The 16,316-nt window shown below is 47.0% G+C and carries 16 protein-coding genes; 4 read left to right on the top strand and 12 right to left on the bottom strand.

Features of this window, described 5'->3' with window-relative positions:
- Nucleotides 1–137: 137 nt before the first annotated feature.
- Nucleotides 138–404: a group II intron maturase-specific domain-containing protein gene (locus MEALZ_RS23905; RefSeq protein WP_223842382.1), complete on the bottom strand. Its 267-nt coding sequence runs from the start codon at nucleotides 402–404 to the stop codon at nucleotides 138–140.
- Between the two features lie 268 nt (nucleotides 405–672).
- The gene (locus MEALZ_RS08565) at nucleotides 673–1,122 is read right to left on the bottom strand and encodes a hypothetical protein (RefSeq protein WP_014148232.1); all 450 of its coding nucleotides are present in this window, start codon (nucleotides 1,120–1,122) and stop codon (nucleotides 673–675) included.
- Nucleotides 1,123–1,420: 298 nt separating this feature from the next.
- On the opposite strand from MEALZ_RS08565, the gene MEALZ_RS08560 reads away from it, so the two are divergent.
- Together MEALZ_RS08560 and MEALZ_RS08555 are read left to right on the top strand one after the other, a co-directional pair.
- A complete protein-coding gene (locus tag MEALZ_RS08560) occupies nucleotides 1,421–1,612 on the top strand; it encodes a hypothetical protein (protein WP_223842358.1) in 192 nt (63 codons plus the stop codon).
- Between the two features lie 83 nt (nucleotides 1,613–1,695).
- Nucleotides 1,696–2,937 carry a hypothetical protein gene (locus MEALZ_RS08555; RefSeq protein ID WP_014148230.1) on the top strand — a complete coding sequence of 414 codons (1,242 nt, stop codon included), beginning with the start codon at nucleotides 1,696–1,698 and terminating at the stop codon, nucleotides 2,935–2,937.
- Between the two features lies 1 nt (nucleotide 2,938).
- Here MEALZ_RS08555 and MEALZ_RS08550 read toward each other — a convergent pair whose 3' ends face one another.
- The 10 genes from MEALZ_RS08550 to urtA all read right to left on the bottom strand — a co-directional run bounded on the left by MEALZ_RS08550 (nucleotide 2,939) and on the right by urtA (nucleotide 11,364).
- On the bottom strand, nucleotides 2,939–3,181 hold the full coding sequence (locus tag MEALZ_RS08550; RefSeq protein ID WP_046061065.1) for a hypothetical protein: 243 nt from the start codon (nucleotides 3,179–3,181) through the stop codon (nucleotides 2,939–2,941).
- A 70-nt stretch (nucleotides 3,182–3,251) separates the two neighbouring features.
- The gene (locus MEALZ_RS08545) at nucleotides 3,252–3,473 is read right to left on the bottom strand and encodes a type II toxin-antitoxin system HicA family toxin (protein WP_046061064.1); all 222 of its coding nucleotides are present in this window, start codon (nucleotides 3,471–3,473) and stop codon (nucleotides 3,252–3,254) included.
- Entirely contained in the window at nucleotides 3,466–3,672 is a 207-nt protein-coding gene (locus MEALZ_RS08540) for a hypothetical protein (RefSeq protein ID WP_014148229.1), read from the bottom strand. Before MEALZ_RS08540 ends, MEALZ_RS08545 begins: the two co-directional genes overlap by 8 nt.
- A gap of 789 nt (nucleotides 3,673–4,461) precedes the next feature.
- A complete protein-coding gene (locus tag MEALZ_RS08530) occupies nucleotides 4,462–4,854 on the bottom strand; it encodes an FmdB family zinc ribbon protein (protein WP_014148228.1) in 393 nt (130 codons plus the stop codon).
- A gap of 180 nt (nucleotides 4,855–5,034) precedes the next feature.
- Entirely contained in the window at nucleotides 5,035–6,264 is a 1,230-nt protein-coding gene (gene fmdA, locus MEALZ_RS08525; RefSeq protein WP_014148227.1) for a formamidase, read from the bottom strand.
- 35 nt (nucleotides 6,265–6,299) lie between these two features.
- On the bottom strand, nucleotides 6,300–6,989 hold the full coding sequence (gene urtE, locus MEALZ_RS08520) for an urea ABC transporter ATP-binding subunit UrtE (RefSeq protein ID WP_014148226.1): 690 nt from the start codon (nucleotides 6,987–6,989) through the stop codon (nucleotides 6,300–6,302).
- A 24-nt stretch (nucleotides 6,990–7,013) separates the two neighbouring features.
- Complete coding sequence (urtD, locus tag MEALZ_RS08515; protein ID WP_014148225.1) at nucleotides 7,014–7,763, bottom strand: urea ABC transporter ATP-binding protein UrtD; 750 nt, start codon at nucleotides 7,761–7,763, stop codon at nucleotides 7,014–7,016.
- A complete protein-coding gene (gene urtC, locus MEALZ_RS08510; RefSeq protein WP_223842357.1) occupies nucleotides 7,753–9,009 on the bottom strand; it encodes an urea ABC transporter permease subunit UrtC in 1,257 nt (418 codons plus the stop codon). Before urtC ends, urtD begins: the two co-directional genes overlap by 11 nt.
- A gap of 40 nt (nucleotides 9,010–9,049) precedes the next feature.
- Complete coding sequence (gene urtB, locus MEALZ_RS08505) at nucleotides 9,050–9,976, bottom strand: urea ABC transporter permease subunit UrtB (RefSeq protein ID WP_046061062.1); 927 nt, start codon at nucleotides 9,974–9,976, stop codon at nucleotides 9,050–9,052.
- Nucleotides 9,977–10,083: 107 nt separating this feature from the next.
- A complete protein-coding gene (urtA, locus tag MEALZ_RS08500; RefSeq protein WP_014148222.1) occupies nucleotides 10,084–11,364 on the bottom strand; it encodes an urea ABC transporter substrate-binding protein in 1,281 nt (426 codons plus the stop codon).
- Nucleotides 11,365–11,915: 551 nt separating this feature from the next.
- On the opposite strand from urtA, the gene MEALZ_RS08490 reads away from it, so the two are divergent.
- Nucleotides 11,916–15,338 carry a hybrid sensor histidine kinase/response regulator gene (locus MEALZ_RS08490; protein ID WP_014148221.1) on the top strand — a complete coding sequence of 1,141 codons (3,423 nt, stop codon included), beginning with the start codon at nucleotides 11,916–11,918 and terminating at the stop codon, nucleotides 15,336–15,338.
- Nucleotides 15,335–16,252: a response regulator transcription factor gene (locus MEALZ_RS08485; protein ID WP_014148220.1), complete on the top strand. Its 918-nt coding sequence runs from the start codon at nucleotides 15,335–15,337 to the stop codon at nucleotides 16,250–16,252. Before MEALZ_RS08490 ends, MEALZ_RS08485 begins: the two co-directional genes overlap by 4 nt.
- The last annotated feature ends 64 nt before the right edge of the window (nucleotides 16,253–16,316 follow it).

Below are 16,316 nucleotides of genomic sequence, written 5' to 3'. Positions count from 1 at the left end.
GTTTTGGGTCGGGTGAAGCGCCTAGTTAGGCCGGATACGTGACTGCAAGGTAGAGTAGAGAGCTGGTTTTTTTTTCACCAGCCCTCCCTCATCAAACCGTGCATGCGATTTTCCCGCACACGGCTTTCCGATGTTCTTCACATCAGGGCATGCACTGTTTTCCAGCCAGCGACAATGGGCACTTTATATAACCCATGCTCTTCATACAACACTCGGCGTGGAAACCGAATCATGCTGGTTTTCCAGTTACTCACTTTGTGTCGTTTCCGCAGGTGGATTCTGAGCCGTTCTTCAGCATGGCGCTTAACCTTACTCAAGGCTGCGCTGGAGTTTCGATAATAAAAGTAACCCGACCATCCCCATAGCACTTGATTCATATCCCGTACAACGTCTTGTGTCGGGATACAGGCACGAGGTCGGCAACCGCATTAAGTTTACGAGGCTACATCTAGGTTCACTTGCGTTACGGCCTGCATCTTTGCCGTTTAGGAACTCACGACCCTTGATTGCTCAAACGCCGCTCCTGCGTACTACCAAGGCGTATGGACAACTCTTTGGACGGGACTTTAACCCGCTGGTTAAATTACTGTTACTGCGAACACCTGAGCCCGCTTTCCCCTAGCTCACCCGACGAAAACCGCATAGCGGTTTTTAATCGGGTGAAGCACCGTGTTATACAGATTTCGCCACTAGCATTTCTGTGGCACCTTTTTGAAATTCATATTTTACAGGCGCCAAAGAGACGTTAATTCCGCCTTCTTCTAGCGCCTCCATGACTGGCGCGAGATGCGTAGACATTTTATTGTTACTAATGGACAACAGCGGATAAACTCGCACCTCTTTGGCAACACGGCACAACTCTTTCATGGATTCAATGTGTTGTTTCTGATTCACATGGTCGCTATACAAGAACAAATAATGTGAACATAAAGCTAAATCGAACTCGGCATTCTCAAATGACAGTGTTGGCAATGCGGCATTCAGATACCTTCCGGTTTCTTGTGCATTTCCATAGTCATTCAGGAAGACCCTCATTGCCTCCATTCTAATTTCTCCAAGCTCTTTAACGTCGCAAATGTTCTTCCAGACATAGTCTTCGTTATTTTTTGACACTTGCTCCATTATCCGAGGATAAATCTAGGCTGTCGAAACGCATGCATCAAATCACATACCTTATTAATATTCAATAACTTAAAATCATTCTGGATGCAATCGTTTGACCAAAACGACAGCTTAAGCCGCTTTTATTTTGCTCATAAAGCGACTAATCAATGACTTAGCTAAAAGAAGCACACCTGAATGGCTTATAATTGTTCACTTTACAGTGATTTTATTTCCTCAGCTTGTGGATTTAAAATTATCGCTGTATGCGGTATAAATAGGTCTTATTTTAACCCATCCCCCAAATACTATGCTTCAAATGTCAAAACTACTAAACAGCCGCGATGAATGGAAAAACAAAGCGACTGAGCGCGCAGCTGAGCTTCGTGAGCTTAGAAAAACACAAAAACGTCATTTGAAAAAAATAGCGGAACTGAAACGGAATAATTGCCAGTTAAAACAGCTTGTCGAAGCAAAAAAAACATTACCTTCGAGCATCAGTCAACCCTAGCAACCCAGGATATTGCTGTTGTACCCGCGAATACTTCAACGGTTATTGACATAACACAAGCTCAGCAAACGCGACTTTTATGCGTGCTTATCGTGCTTGATGCGGTGGTTTCTTTTCGTAGCGTTCCGCGCATTCTTGAATTATTTCATTCACAAACATCGCTTGAATTACCGTGGACGCCACATTTTACTTCGGTGATTAACTGGAGTTTGCGCGTTGGTTTAGGGTTACTGCGCCAAGTGTGCCCAACGTGCGAGCCTTGGATTGCGATTATTGATTACTCCATTGATATAGGGACTAAAAAAGCACTGGTCGTGCTCCGCGTAAAAACACAGTCTCTACGCCAACGCGGCAGCGCCATTCAATTGCAAGATTGTGAATGTATCGGTCTTAAGGTGCGTGAAACGGTTAATCATCAGACGGTTTGCCAGGACTTAGAGGACATTTTTGCTATCGCCGGCGTACCTCAAGCGATTGTTAAAGACTGCGACTACACGCTAGCAAAAGGTGTGCGACATTGGTCGGCCAAACAAGAAAAACCGGTGCCCGTCATTGATGACATCGGTCACTGCATGGCCAGCGCGCTGAAAAGTCAATTTGAAAAAACAGCGGATTATAAAGCCTTTACTGCGGCACTGGGTCAAGGTGCGAAATGCCTGAGACAGACAGAATTTGCCTGTTTGACACCCCCTAAATTACGGACTAAAGGGCGTTTTCAAAGCATCAGTAAACTCGGTGAATGGGGGGCTAAAATGCTGGATGTCTTTGCCGTTAAAGGCGGCGCGAAGAAAGGCAGCGTGTTAGCTAAATTACGGATGGTGTTTCCGGGCTTTTTACGGATGAAACCCTTTATTGAGCGCTTCGCGTTGACGACTAAAATAGTTTCAGAGGTGATGGAAATCATTAAAAACAAAGGGCTTAACAAAGTCACCTACCAACAATGTTACCAATTATCAAAAACATTGCCGCGAAATTCTAAAGTCAAAACACACCTACAAGCTTGGTTAAAAAAGCATGTGCAGATTCAAGCAGAGCTGACCGAACTGCCGTTGTTAAGCAGTAGCGATATTATTGAAACGCTGTTTGGAAATTATAAATATATGCTTGAACGCAGTCCGCAAGCCGATATGAATCGCTCCGTGCTATTGATTCCTGCTTTATGTGGCAGTCGAAAAGAAGCGGTGATTGACCAGGCATTAAATAAAGCGTCTCAAGTAGATCTTGAACGCTGGGAGGAGAAGAATATCCCTTATACGGTAAGAAAAAAGCGCCAAGAATTTTTTAAACATAAAAGCCAAAAATCGGGGAAAATAATAACGGACTAAGTCAGTCTTTCGACAGGCTAGGATAAATCTCTTCAATCCTTGACTGAATTTGAGAAGCGCTGAACTGATATATCGGGTCGATGGATATTACGTTACCACCGTTGGCAGACAATTCCGCATTAAAACAAGCTGGCCCATCTCCACAGCCAAGTATCTTCTTTGTAAGATCGTCACTTGAGAGCGAGAACATTTCTTTGTACTCGTTGAAGGATCTTCCCCAAGGTACTACTTCTGATAAATCCACGATGATTCCTATTTGTGTATAACGCAAAGCTCAGCGGCGTAGCGTTAGCGGAGTCGGCTGGAGCGCATGGTTAAGCATGTAGCGCCTCAACGAATTCATCTACGGAAATACCTGCTTGTTTCAGAACTCCGCCCAATGTGCCAGTTTTTAGTTCGGCGTGATTTGGCACGACGCAACCCGAGGACCCGCGCCGCATCACGATATGGCTACCACGCTGCCGTGCAACCACGAATCCCAAACGCTGCAAAGCCCTTACAACCTCTGCTCCCGACACAACCGGGAGTTTAGGCATGTTCCGGTACTTGAAATGAGGTCAGCAAAGGGCGTCCCGCGACAATAAGAGGAAATTCTTCCAGATAAAGCTCGGTTGCCTCACGCAAATTGGTCAATGCTTCCTCAACGGTTTCCCCTTGCGTAGTTGTGCCGGTTTCCGGATTGAAGGCGACATACCCCCCTTCGGGGGTTGGCGTTAAAACTGCTGAGAGTTCCATAGATTTTCTCCGTTAATGATGCGGGGGGATTGAAGAGCCTAAAGGCAAGAAAAACTTACCTCAATGGCCAAGGTGAATTCGATTATAAATAACTGACGCTATTTTGCTCAATTTTTATATTCTTACGCTTTTCAAGTCCATGGATAATTGCGTCGATATCCGCCTCTGAAATGCCACCCTGAAATTGAAACATTGACTTAATTGAATTGGCTAACGTCTTTTTCTTGCTCGGTCTCAATTTCAAAAGCCTTTCAACAACGTAGCTGATGGTGTCAATTTCGTCAAACGCCTGTGTTTTAAACTCTTTGCAGTAATTTCTGATTCTGATCGATTTTGTGGGTTTGCATTTTCTTCTTCTTTTCTTGCCACCTGTATTAACAATTGAGCAAGACGTAGTTTATCCCTATAACTAAGCTTTTCGAAAAAGTTAGGGTCAAACCTTACATTTGACATTTACCCCTTGCTTTTTCCGCTTGTTCATTGCGTCATTCGCTAGAGCTTAGCTCACACCGAATTATTCGTCCACCAGAAAAAAGGAGGGAGGAGGCGTAAAAAAGGGCCGTGAAAAAGGGAGAGTTACTTTTTTGGTTGATGGCATGCGATAAGAAAAGCAACCCGAATCTTTTTCCATTCCATTATAGAAATTGGGCCCGTCACATCGATATAGAGTGGTGAGCAATTGGAATTAAAAGAGCATCCATAATAAAGTAAACCGTCTCCCACTACGTTCGATAGCAAGAGACGGCCGGCTTTGGAAACGAATAAAGAGAAAAAGAGCCTTGAACGCGCTTAATGGCTGATCATCCAGGGCCTTTGCGATGGAAAGACTTTACTTCCGTCTTGCATAAACACCACTTGCTGCCTCAAACTGCTGAGATCGGGATGCTTCAGAAGCAAACCTTTGTTTGTATTGCAACCGCAATTCTTGGTGTGCTTGTGTTCGAGGATTTGATCCTCCCGGCTGTCTGCGGTCGAGAAAACCGGTTCGTGACGCGATTGTTCGTTGATACTCATTGCTTTACGCTTGTCCGGCGCCATTGCAAGCACCTCGGGCGGTATCATGATAATCCGCGGACTCGAGGTTTGGCAGTGCGGACAAGCCTGTGGAGCGCTGCTTTCTTCGAACGTTGCTAAGTCGTGGAAAATGCCGTGTTTCGGGCATTTATAGTCATAGAGCGGCATCGCTATTCTCCTAAGTTAATATACCTTTCGCACTTCAAATTTCTGCAGAGCCTAAGGAGGCATCGGGGTGCTCGGCAAAGGCTTTGCCAGCATGGATGCTGGCATAGAGCCTACATGGATGTATTCACGGCGTCCTTTGGCGGGCACCCCGGTGCCGAATTTTGATCTGCGATGAGTATATTACAGATCGGGTGACAACGGCACGTCGACATCGCCGGACAACTCTTTTTTCGGCCCTTCCGAATTCGGCTTAACGTTGAATTCGAAGATATCGGTCGGCAACCAAAGCGTCGCGCAGGCATTCGGAATATCCACGACGCCGCTAATGTGCCCTTGCACCGGCGCAGTACCTAAAATGGCATAAGCTTGGGCTTTCGAATAACCGAATTTTGTCAAATATTCGATCGCATTTAAACAAGCCTGACGGTAAGCAATATGAACATCGAGATAATGTTGCTTGCCGGACTCGTCGACCGAAATACCTTCAAAGATTAAATAGTCGTCATACTGGGGTTTGATCGGACTGGGCTTGAAAATCGGATTTTTGATTCCGTATTTTTTCATGCCGTCTTTGATCAAACCGACCCGAAGATGCGTCCAACCGGCCATTTCTATCGCACCGCAAAATGTGATTTCGCCGTCGCCTTGACTAAAATGCAAGTCTCCCAAGCTAAGACCGGCATTCTTAACATAAACCGGAAAATAGACCGTCGAACCCCGAGATAAATCTTTGATATCGCAGTTTCCTCCATGCTCGCGGGGAGGTACCGTTCTTGCCGCTTCGGCCGCCGCCGCTTTTCCAGCATCGCCGCTCATACGCCCCATATGAGCCGTATCGGCATAAGGCAACGTCGCCAAAGGCGGTACCCGGTCAGGCTCCGTATCGTAAAGGGCTTTTTCCCGCGTATTCCATTCATCCAGCATTTCTTTTGAAGGCAGAGTGCCGATCAATCCGGGATGAATCAAACCGGCAAACTCGACGCCGGGAACATGACGAGACTTCGTAAACATGCCGTTAAAATCCCAAATCGATTTTTGCGCCTCGGGAAAATGCTCGGTCAAAAAGCCGCCGCCGTTCTTTTTTGAAAAAAAACCGTTAAACCCCCACTGACTGTTTTCAAATGCCCCGATATCGAGAATATCGACGACCAGCAAATCCCCGGGCTCTGCACCTTCCACACCGACCGGCCCGGACAAAAAATGCACTTTCGACAAATCGACGTCGAGCACATCATCGGCACTATCGTTGTTGTTAATTTGTCCTCCGGTCCAATCGTAGGATTCGATGATGAAATCGTCACCCGGTTTAACCATCGCCACCATCGGTATGTCCGGGTGCCACCGGTTATGAATCATGTCGTTTTCATAAGGTGATTTACTTAAATCGATTTTGATAATGGTTTCAGCCATAGCCTTTCTCCTGACAAAGTTTTAATGATTAATACTCATACCGATAAATAAGCCGCCACCTTGGCTTCATTGAGCGTTGCACGCTCTTCCTGATGAACGATTTCCCCCTTTTCGAGAACGATGATGCGGTCGGCGATTTCAAGCGCAAAACTCAACACTTGCTCCGACACGACAATCGATAAACCGCGCGTATCGCGTATTTTTTTTAACGTCCGAGCCATCTCGCGAATGATCGAAGGTTGAATGCCCTCGGTCGGTTCATCCAACAGCAATAATTTAGGCTTGCTGGCCAACGCCCTGGCGATTGCCAATTGCTGCTGCTGTCCTCCGGATAAGTTCCCGCCTCGGCGATTTCGCATCTCTTCGAGTACCGGAAATAACTCGTAGAGATCGTTAGGAACGATCTTTTCCCCGGTACTGGTCAAACCGGTTTCAATATTTTCTTTGACCGTCATCGTCGAAAAAATCATTCGCCCTTGCGGAACGAAACCCAGGCCTTTGGAAACCCGCTGATGGCTTTTGAGTAACGTCAAGTCGACGTCGTCAAGCTGAACCTCGCCTTTTATGGCAGGGATCATTCCAATTAATGATTTCATCAACGTAGACTTACCCATGCCGTTGCGTCCCATCACGGCTACGATTTCTTTCGGTTTTACATCGAAATTCAATCCGTGCAGCACTTCGCTTTGCCCATAGGCCACGTGGTAATCTTTAACGCTCAGCATTTTGTTTTCTCCTGATTCGACCGATTAATGGCCGAGATAGACTTCGATGACTTTGGGATCGTTTTTGACTCGCTCCATCGAACCTTCGGACAGCACCTTGCCTTGGTGCATAACGGTAACCCGATGAGCGATGTCTTCGACAAACTGCATATCGTGTTCGATGACGATTACCGAGCGGCCTTGGGTAATCCGGTTCAACAGTTCGGCGGTTTTTTTGCGTTCCGCAACCGACATGCCGGCAACCGGTTCATCCAGCATCAATAAATCCGGTTTTTGAATCAGCAACATGCCGATCTCAAGCCATTGCTTTTGTCCGTGGCTCAATAAGCCGGCCGGTTTATCGAGATCGTTCTGTAAAAAAATGATTTCAGCTATGTTTTCGACTTCTTCGATCACTTCACGGTCGCGCTTAAACATTAACGAGCCGAAAACGGACCGTCCTCGCGGGTATGAAATTTCAAGATTTTCAAACACACTCAAATCGTCGTATATCGAAGGATTTTGAAACTTTCGTCCAACGCCGTGATGGACGATTTGGTGTTCTTTCATTCGCGTCAACTCTTCTCCGCGAAACTTGATCGACCCGGAGGTGGCTTGAGTTCGTCCGCAGATCAAATCGAGTACCGTCGTTTTTCCTGCGCCGTTCGGACCGATGATGACCCGTATTTCCCCCTCGTCGACGTAGAATGACAAGTCATTGACCGCCTTGAAACCGTCGAAAGAAACCGTCAACCCTTCGACGGCTAAAACGAAATCTTCGTGCTTAGTCGACATATACGCCTCCGTCCAACTTTTCATCAGAATGAGGTGCAACTTTTCCGGTTATATCGGTTTTACGAGCGGGTTGAGAAGCTGTTATGTTTCCCTCCAAAGCCAAGACGTCAGGGTACATGTTTTCATCCTCACCTGCTTTCAACAAACTTGTGCGCAAGGTCTCCGGTTCGAAATCAATGGTTTTTCCGGTATACCAAGCAGGCAATTTCGGCTCGATGTAGCGTTTGAATAGACTGGCCAAGCCATTCGGAAATGCCATCACGACCGCTATGAACAGCGCTCCCATCGCAAACAGCCAAAGCTCGGGAAATGTCTCGGAAAATATCGTTTTGGCCCAATTCACCAACAACGTACCGTAAACTGCGCCAAGCAAGGAAAGTCGGCCGCCCACCGCGCAATAAATCACCATTTCGATCGATGGAACGATGCCGACGAAGGAAGGCGACATAAAACCGACCTGAAGCGTGAACATCGCGCCGCCGATCGCAGAAAACATTGCGCTCAGACAAAATACGAATATTTTGAAGTTGGCTACGTCGTAACCGGAAAACCGGACTCTGTCCTCTCGATCGCGCATCGCGACCAGAATACGTCCTAGTTTTTTATAACGGATAAATTGTGAAAGTAACAAACATATAAAAAGAGCGGCCGAACAGACATAATACAAAATCACTTTGGCAGAATCGGAACGAATGTCCCAACCTAACAACGTGCGTAAATCGGTGATACCGTTGACTCCGCCCGTATAGCCTTGTTGGCCGATAATTAAAATGGTCATGATCGCCGCGATGGCTTGCGTGATGATCGCAAAATAAACCCCGCCGACCCGACGCTTGAACATCGCCACGCCTATGATGAATGCAAACAGCGTCGGCAATAGAACGATCGCCGACAACGCAAAAGGAAGTTGCCGAAAAGGCTCCCACCACCAAGGCAATTCGGTGATCTGATTCCAGTCCATAAAATCGGGTATGCCGGGAGTGGATTGAATTTTGGTCGACTCGGGATCGCTGGCTTCCAATTTGAGAAACATAGCCATGCAATAGCCGCCCAAGCCGAAAAATACTCCTTGCCCCAAGCTCAAAATGCCGCCGTAACCCCAACACAAAACCAAGCCGAGCGCGACAAAGGCATAGGTCAGATATTTACCGATCAAATTCAATCGAAATACATCCAAAGACAGCGGGATAATCGCTAACAGGATGACCGCCAACATGACATAGCCAAGCACTTCCTGCCTTGACATAAATCGAATATTGCTCCGTTGCCGCATAGGAAACTCCCCCTTATTGACGAATTTTGAGAGCAAAAAGCCCTTGAGGACGCAGCATCAGTATGCCGACGACAATCAAAAGCGTGATGACCTTGGCCATAGATCCGCTCAAGAAAAATTCCAAAGTCGATTGCGATTGTGAAATCGTAAACGCGGAGGCGATCGTGCCGATAAGGCTCTGTGCTCCGCCGAATACGACGACTAGAAAGGTATCGACGATATAGAGCTGACCCGAAGTCGGTCCTGTCGAACCGATCATCGTGAACGCGCTGCCAGCAATACCGGCGATGCCGCAACCGATGCCGAACGTGTAACGGTCGACCTTCCCCGTATCGATGCCGACTGCGCCCGCCATGGGTCTATTCTGAACGACGGCCCGCACTTGCTTGCCCCAGAGTGAGCGAAACATCAAGAAATAGACGCCCGACGCTATAAACAAGGTTAAAACCATCACGAAGATGCCATTGATCGGTACCTCTATCGTTTCGGTCATGGCATACGATCCCATCATCCATTCCGGAAGAGTCACGCCGACTTCTCGTGCGCCGAAAACGGTACGGTACAATTGTTGAAGAATCAAACTGAGCCCCCAAGTCGCCAATAAGGTATCGAGAGGCCGCTTAAATAGAAACCGGATCATACCCCACTCGACCAACACGCCCAGCGCGAAACACACTAAGAAAGCCAGAGCCATCGCTACAAAAAAGTAGCCGTCGAATAAAGCCGGCAAATAGGTTTCGAAAATATGGGATGTTAAATAGGTTGTATAGGCACCCAAAATCATGAATTCGCCATGGGCCATATTGATGACGCCCATCTGACCGAAAATGATCGCCAATCCCAATGCCATGAGCACTAAAACCGAAAATAAAATCAAACCGGCAAAAGCCTGCATGAATAAAATATCTGTCAGTTCCGCCATTGAATATTCTTCAAACATGACTCGATCCTCTTTGCTAACGGTCGGACTTTTTTAAATTACCTCTCTCCCTCAAATACCGGGAGAGAGGTTTCGAATGTTGACGGCGCGTGCCGGAGTCAAAGGTTTTATTGATAACCTACCGGGAAAGGGTTCGGTTCGATCAATTCCTCGCTTTCATAAACGACTTTATATTGACCGTCTTTTTGCGCTAAACCGACTCGAGTCTTGGACCACAAGTGATGATTTTCATGAATGCGAACATAGCCTTCCGGTGCGGTCGTCAACTCGATACCCGGCGATGCGGCACGGATTTTATCGATATCGAACGAACCGGCTTTTTCGACGGCAGCTTTCCATAACCAGGGACCCAAGTAGGCTGCTTGGGTAACGTCGCCTATCACGATATCTTTACCCCATTTGTCTTTGAATGCTTGCACGAACGCTTGATTGTTCGGATTGTCGAGGCTTTGAAAATATTTCATCGCGGCATAAGCCCCTTCGATATTTTCACCGCCGATACCCAGAATTTCGTCTTCGGTCACCGAAATCGTCAATAGAAGCGGCTTTTCTTTAGTCAAGTCGATACCGGCCGCCTTGAGCTGCTTATAGAAGGCAACATTGGAACCGCCAACCACGATGGCATAGATCACATCCGGCTTTTTCAACTTGATTTTGTTGATCACCGAATTGAACTGCGCGTGCCCTAACGGATAATATTCTTCGCCTACAACTTTTAATCCCAGTTTTTCGATATGTTTTCTAGCAATTTTATTGGAGGTACGGGGCCAGATATAATCCGAACCCAGCAAGTAAAAAGTTTTTGCGCCTTTTTCCTTGACCACCCAATCGATACCGGCGATGATTTGTTGCGTCGCTTCCTGGCCGGTATAGATTACATTCGGAGATTGTTCGAGCCCTTCATAGAAAGTCGGATAGTACAGCATGCCGTTATATTGCTCGAAAACAGGCAGAACGGCCTTGCGCGAGGCCGAAGTCCAACACCCGAAAACGGCGGCGACCTTATCGTTGACCAATAATTTTTTCGATTTTTCGGCGAAGGTCGGCCAATCGCTGGCACCGTCCTCTTGAATGTATTCGATCTTACGGCCGAGCACGCCACCCATGGCGTTTATCTGATCGATCGCAAGCTTTTCCGCTTGCACCGATCCGGTTTCGCTAATAGCCATCGTACCGGTAACAGAGTGCAAAATACCGACCGTAACCGTATCGTCGGTCACTGCCAATCCTGTCGTATTGACCTCACTTGTCGGGGGGTTGGCCCAACTAAGGGTGGAAGATGCCAAGATCAGACCCAGCGGAAAAGCGATCAATGTTTTAATAAAACTCCGGCGCTTGAATACCGGAGAATTGTCCCGGCTCCCACTTTCATAATTAAAGATACACATGTTTAAGCTCTCCAAATTAAATTTTGTTTGGTTCGCTGACAGTGTCCGGCAAAGCGCTTCGTTTAACCATTAGGCGGATGCTCACCCGCGTTACGTCATTTGACGTATGCCCTTCTCTATAGCTAGCTGTTAATCTTCCAATATAAATTTCATAACATGCTGATTTATTATTATATTTTTAGCATGTAGCAAGCCATTCCAACGAGTATATTTCGTTATGAATTCAATAGACATAAAGTCGACAAGAGTACTTTTCAGCAACCCAACACCCATCGGCATCGATCGATTCAAGCCATGAGCTTTGTCAGCAATTCCCAATTTGGGGATCAAAAAGGGTGTGGGATGTGCTTGGCGAGGATGTCGGCAGCGGGGAGCTGCCGCCAAGCCCCCATGGATGGGTTTACCCAGCACCTAAATTCCATAGTTCATTGGCTATGGTTAACTATTTTGGGTAATTTAGGTGCTGGGTTTACGGCGTTCCTCGACAGGCATACCCCACACCCTAAGATCGGCGAAAATGCCCAAACCGGGAACTGCTGGAGCTTTGTTGCATGAACGGCCAACAAAAAATCTTTCGAGTACGGCGCAATTACAACCGGTGGGTCGCCAATCAAACGCTCGAAGATTATGCGCTCCGCTTTACCGCTAAAAAATCCAGGAAATGGTCCGAATGGCAAGTATCGTTGACTGCGCTGGGTGGAATCTCGTTTCTCGCGCTCGAAGCGATCGGCGGCACCTTGACCTTGACCTACGGATTCGTCAATGCGGTTTCGGCCGTTTTAACCGTCGGTGCGATCATTTTTTTAACCGGTTTACCGATCAGCTATCACGCCGCCAAACTGGGCACGGACATCGATCTTCTAACCCGCGGAGCGGGATTCGGCTATATCGGATCCACGGTCACTTCATTGATTTATGCGTCGTTCACTTTCATTTTTTTTGCACTGGAAGCCACCATTCTCTCAATGGCGCTGGAGCTCACGCTAAATATCCCATTATCTATCGGTTATCTTATTAGCTCTTTGGTCGTTATCCCTCTAGTCACGCATGGCATTACGCTAATCAGCCGATTTCAAGTATGGACTCACCCGCTTTGGATCGCGCTTCAAATCATTCCTCTGGTCTGTATCGCTCTTAAATCGGACGATGCGATGGCTCTCTGGACAGGGTATAAGCCGATAACGGCGACAGAAGGCTTTGATATAACGGCTTTCGGCGCTGCATCCGTCGTTGCGTTTTCCTTGATTGCTCAAGTCGGCGAACAAGTCGACTTTCTCAGATTTCTGCCCGAAAAAAACAATCAGAACAAGCTTACCTGGTGGGCCGCTTTGATTTCCGGCGGCCCCGGCTGGATTTTCCCCGGAATGGCTAAAATCCTCATCGGCTCGTTTCTTGCCGTTTTGGCTATCGAGCACGGCATCGGCTTTGAGCAAGCATCTGACCCGAATCACATGTATCTGACCGCATTCGGCTATTTGACCTCATCCCCGGAACTGCCGTTATTATTGACCGGCATATTTGTCATATTCTCGCAACTGAAAATCAATGTGACGAACGCCTATGCCGGGTCCATCGCATGGTCTAATTTTTTTTCCAGAACGACTCAAAATCATCCCGGACGCGTGGTTTGGTTGGTTTTCAATGTCGTCATCGCACTGATGCTGATGGAACTAGGAATTTACCATGCACTTAAAGAAATCCTTGGCTTGTTTGCAATCATCGCTATTGCTTGGGTCGGTTCATTGGTAGCCGATTTGACTATCAATCTCCCTCTTGGCCTAAGACCCCGAAAAATGGAGTTCAAAAGGGCTCATTTATACGATATCAACCCGGTCGGTATCGGTTCTATGCTGACCGCCTCTTTGATTGGTTTGATCGCTTATAGCGGCTTGTTCGGTATTAACTTTCAAGCTATGTCGCCTTATCTCACATTAGCCCTTACTTTTTTTTGTACGCCCTTGATTGCTTGGTTGACGAATGGACGTTATTACATCGCCAGGGATCCGGAGAATGCCGGCAAAAATCCCGACCAGGTTTGTTGTATTTGCGAACATCACTTCGAGCCCGAAGACATGTCGCTCTGTCCGGCCTATGCCGGAGCGATCTGCTCGCTATGCTGCTCGCTCGACAGCCGGTGTCACGATATGTGTAAAACCAATGCCGGCATGGCGGATCAAATTTCCTCGGCATTGAACAAAATCATGCCGGACGCTTGGAGCGGAATCGTCACGGCAAGGCTAGGAAACTTTTTCGGCTTGTTTGTACTTACCGGCATTTTGATGTCCTCCTTGCTTGCGCTGATTTATTTCCAGATTACGTCGGACGAAACTATCGATAAAGCCGTGATCACCAATGCCCTAATCAATATTTTCTTCATCTTGTTGATTATTTCAGGCGTCGTATCGTGGATGTTCTCTCTACTTCATGAAAGCAGAAAACTGGCGCTGGAGGAATCCCGCAATCAAACCGATCTGTTGATTGCTGAAATCGAGGCCCATCAAATGACCGATCTTAAGCTGCAACAAGCGAAAGAGGTAGCGGAAGCCGCGAATCAAGCAAAGAGCCGTTATCTAACCGGTATTAGCCACGAATTGAGGTCTCCGCTCAATGCGATACTCGGCTATGCTCAACTACTGGAGAAAGATAAAGCCATTCCCGGCAACCGGAGAGACGCTTTGTCGGTCATTCGACGCAGCAGCGAACATCTGGCGGATATTATCGAAGGTCTATTGGATATTTCCAGAATAGAAGCCGGCCGACTGCAACTTTCTAAGAACGATGTCGATTTTATCGCGATGCTCGATCAAATCGTGAATATGTTTAAGGTTCAGTCTACAGCCAAAGGTATTCAATTCGTGCACGAACAGTTGACACCTTTACCGAAAACCATTCGAACCGATGAAAAACGCTTACGCCAAATATTGATCAATTTGATTTCGAACGCCGTTAAATATACGCATCAGGGCGAAGTATATTTTTCAGTATCCTATCGCAACCAAGTCGCCGTCTTTTCGATCAAGGACACCGGTGAAGGCATCGAACCGGAAAATATTGAAAAAATCTTTCAACCTTTCGAAAGAATTCGAAAAGCCGGAGCGCCTTACATTTCCGGCACAGGCCTTGGCCTGACGATTACGCGCTTCTTGACCGATATACTAGGCGGAGAAATCACCATAAAAAGCAGTCCCAATCAAGGCAGTCTTTTCAAAGTTTCTTTAATGCTTTCCAGTGTCAACGCCATAAAAGCACCGCACAGCCTACCTGCCGCCATACCCAGCGGCTATCAAGGCATCGAGCAGACGATTTTCATCGTCGACGACGATCCCAGTCATCGCGGCTTGTTAGTTGACATGCTGTCTCCTCTGGGATTCAACGTGTTTCAAGCTCAAGACGGCTTTACTTGCCTGGATATGTTGCAATATTGCAAAAAAAAGCCCCAACTTTTTTTATTGGATATAGCCATGCCCGGCATGAGCGGTTGGGAATTGGCCGGTCGCATTCGAAGCCAAATTCCATCGGCAACCGTAATCATGGTTTCCGCTAATGCCCATCAACCGAATTCGATATTCGCGGAACATCTACCCTACGATGCTTATCTCGTCAAACCGATAAAATTGACCGATATGATGGATCTGATCCAAAAATATTTGCCGATTCGTTGGGTCTACAGCACCGGCGACTCTTTTTCCGATGAAGGGAAAATACCCCCTCTCTTAGCGAGTGAAAGCGCTTCACCTAGTAAAATCGAAAGTAAGTCCGAAATAACGTTGCTACCCTACCGAATGCTCGATCGATCGGATCGAGAAACGATGATCCAGCTCGCTAAAATCGGCTATATGAACGAATTACTCAGTTTCTTGAAAGGCTTAGAAGAAGATCGAAAACTAAACAAGCAACATGCCGATCGCCTTACAAGCCTTGTTAAAAACTACCGATTCGATGAACTCGTTACTTGCCTTGAAGAAATGCTATGAATCCGACACGCCCGTTAGAATTGAAAAAAGATGTCGTGCTGGTCGTCGACGATTCGCCGGACACGCTGAGCATGCTCAACGACACATTGGATAGAGCGGGATTTGCCGTCTTAGTTGCACTGGAAGGTTCGCAAGCACTAACAATCCTAAACAATATCAATCCCGACATTATCTTGTTGGACGCGCTTATGCCCAACATGGACGGCTTCGAGACCTGCAAAAAACTTAAACAACATCGCAATTCGGCCGATATTCCCGTTGTTTTCATGACCGGTTTGTCGGATTCTGAAAGCATCGTTAAAGGATTGGAAGCCGGCGGAGTCGATTACGTCACGAAACCGGTAAAAGGAGAGGAACTCATCGCAAGAATGCGGGTTCATTTGGCAAATGCCAGATTAACAAAAAGCGCCCGCGCCGCATTGGATTCGGCAGGACAATATTTATTTTCGATCGATTCTAACGGCCGCTTGCTTTGGGCCACTCCACAAGCCGTTCAATTATTCTCGGACTCCGGCTTGAATACCGAACAGCTCGATGAATCGTTGATAAAACCGCTCAGACTCATGCTATCGCCTCAATACAACAGAGAAAAAGGGCAAACGGTAAACCTGGAAACAAAATCTCTTGAAATGAAATATATCGGTCAAACCGGTAACAAAGAACATCTGATACGAATCGTTGATTCGGAACGCGCAACTGAAGAGGAAATATTACGAGCCAACCTTTTTTTAACAGAGCGCGAATCCGAAGTACTGCTTTGGATAGCCAAAGGTAAAACCAACCGCGAGATTGGATCAATCCTCGAAATGAGCCCTCGCACCGTCAACAAACATCTAGAGCAAGTGTTTAAAAAAATGAACGTGGAAAACCGCACCAGCGCCGCAGTGATGGCATTGAAATATCTGAAATCGTGATGCCGGTTTATACATTTTGCTATCGCCTCCCAAAAATTAAATTGCGTACTACAGGCAAGCAAAA

This window comes from Methylotuvimicrobium alcaliphilum 20Z (assembly GCF_000968535.2).
Classification (GTDB): Bacteria; Pseudomonadota; Gammaproteobacteria; order Methylococcales; family Methylomonadaceae; genus Methylotuvimicrobium; species Methylotuvimicrobium alcaliphilum.
Note: the sequence above shows the minus strand (reverse complement) of the source record. Positions and strands in the feature narration are given on the sequence as shown.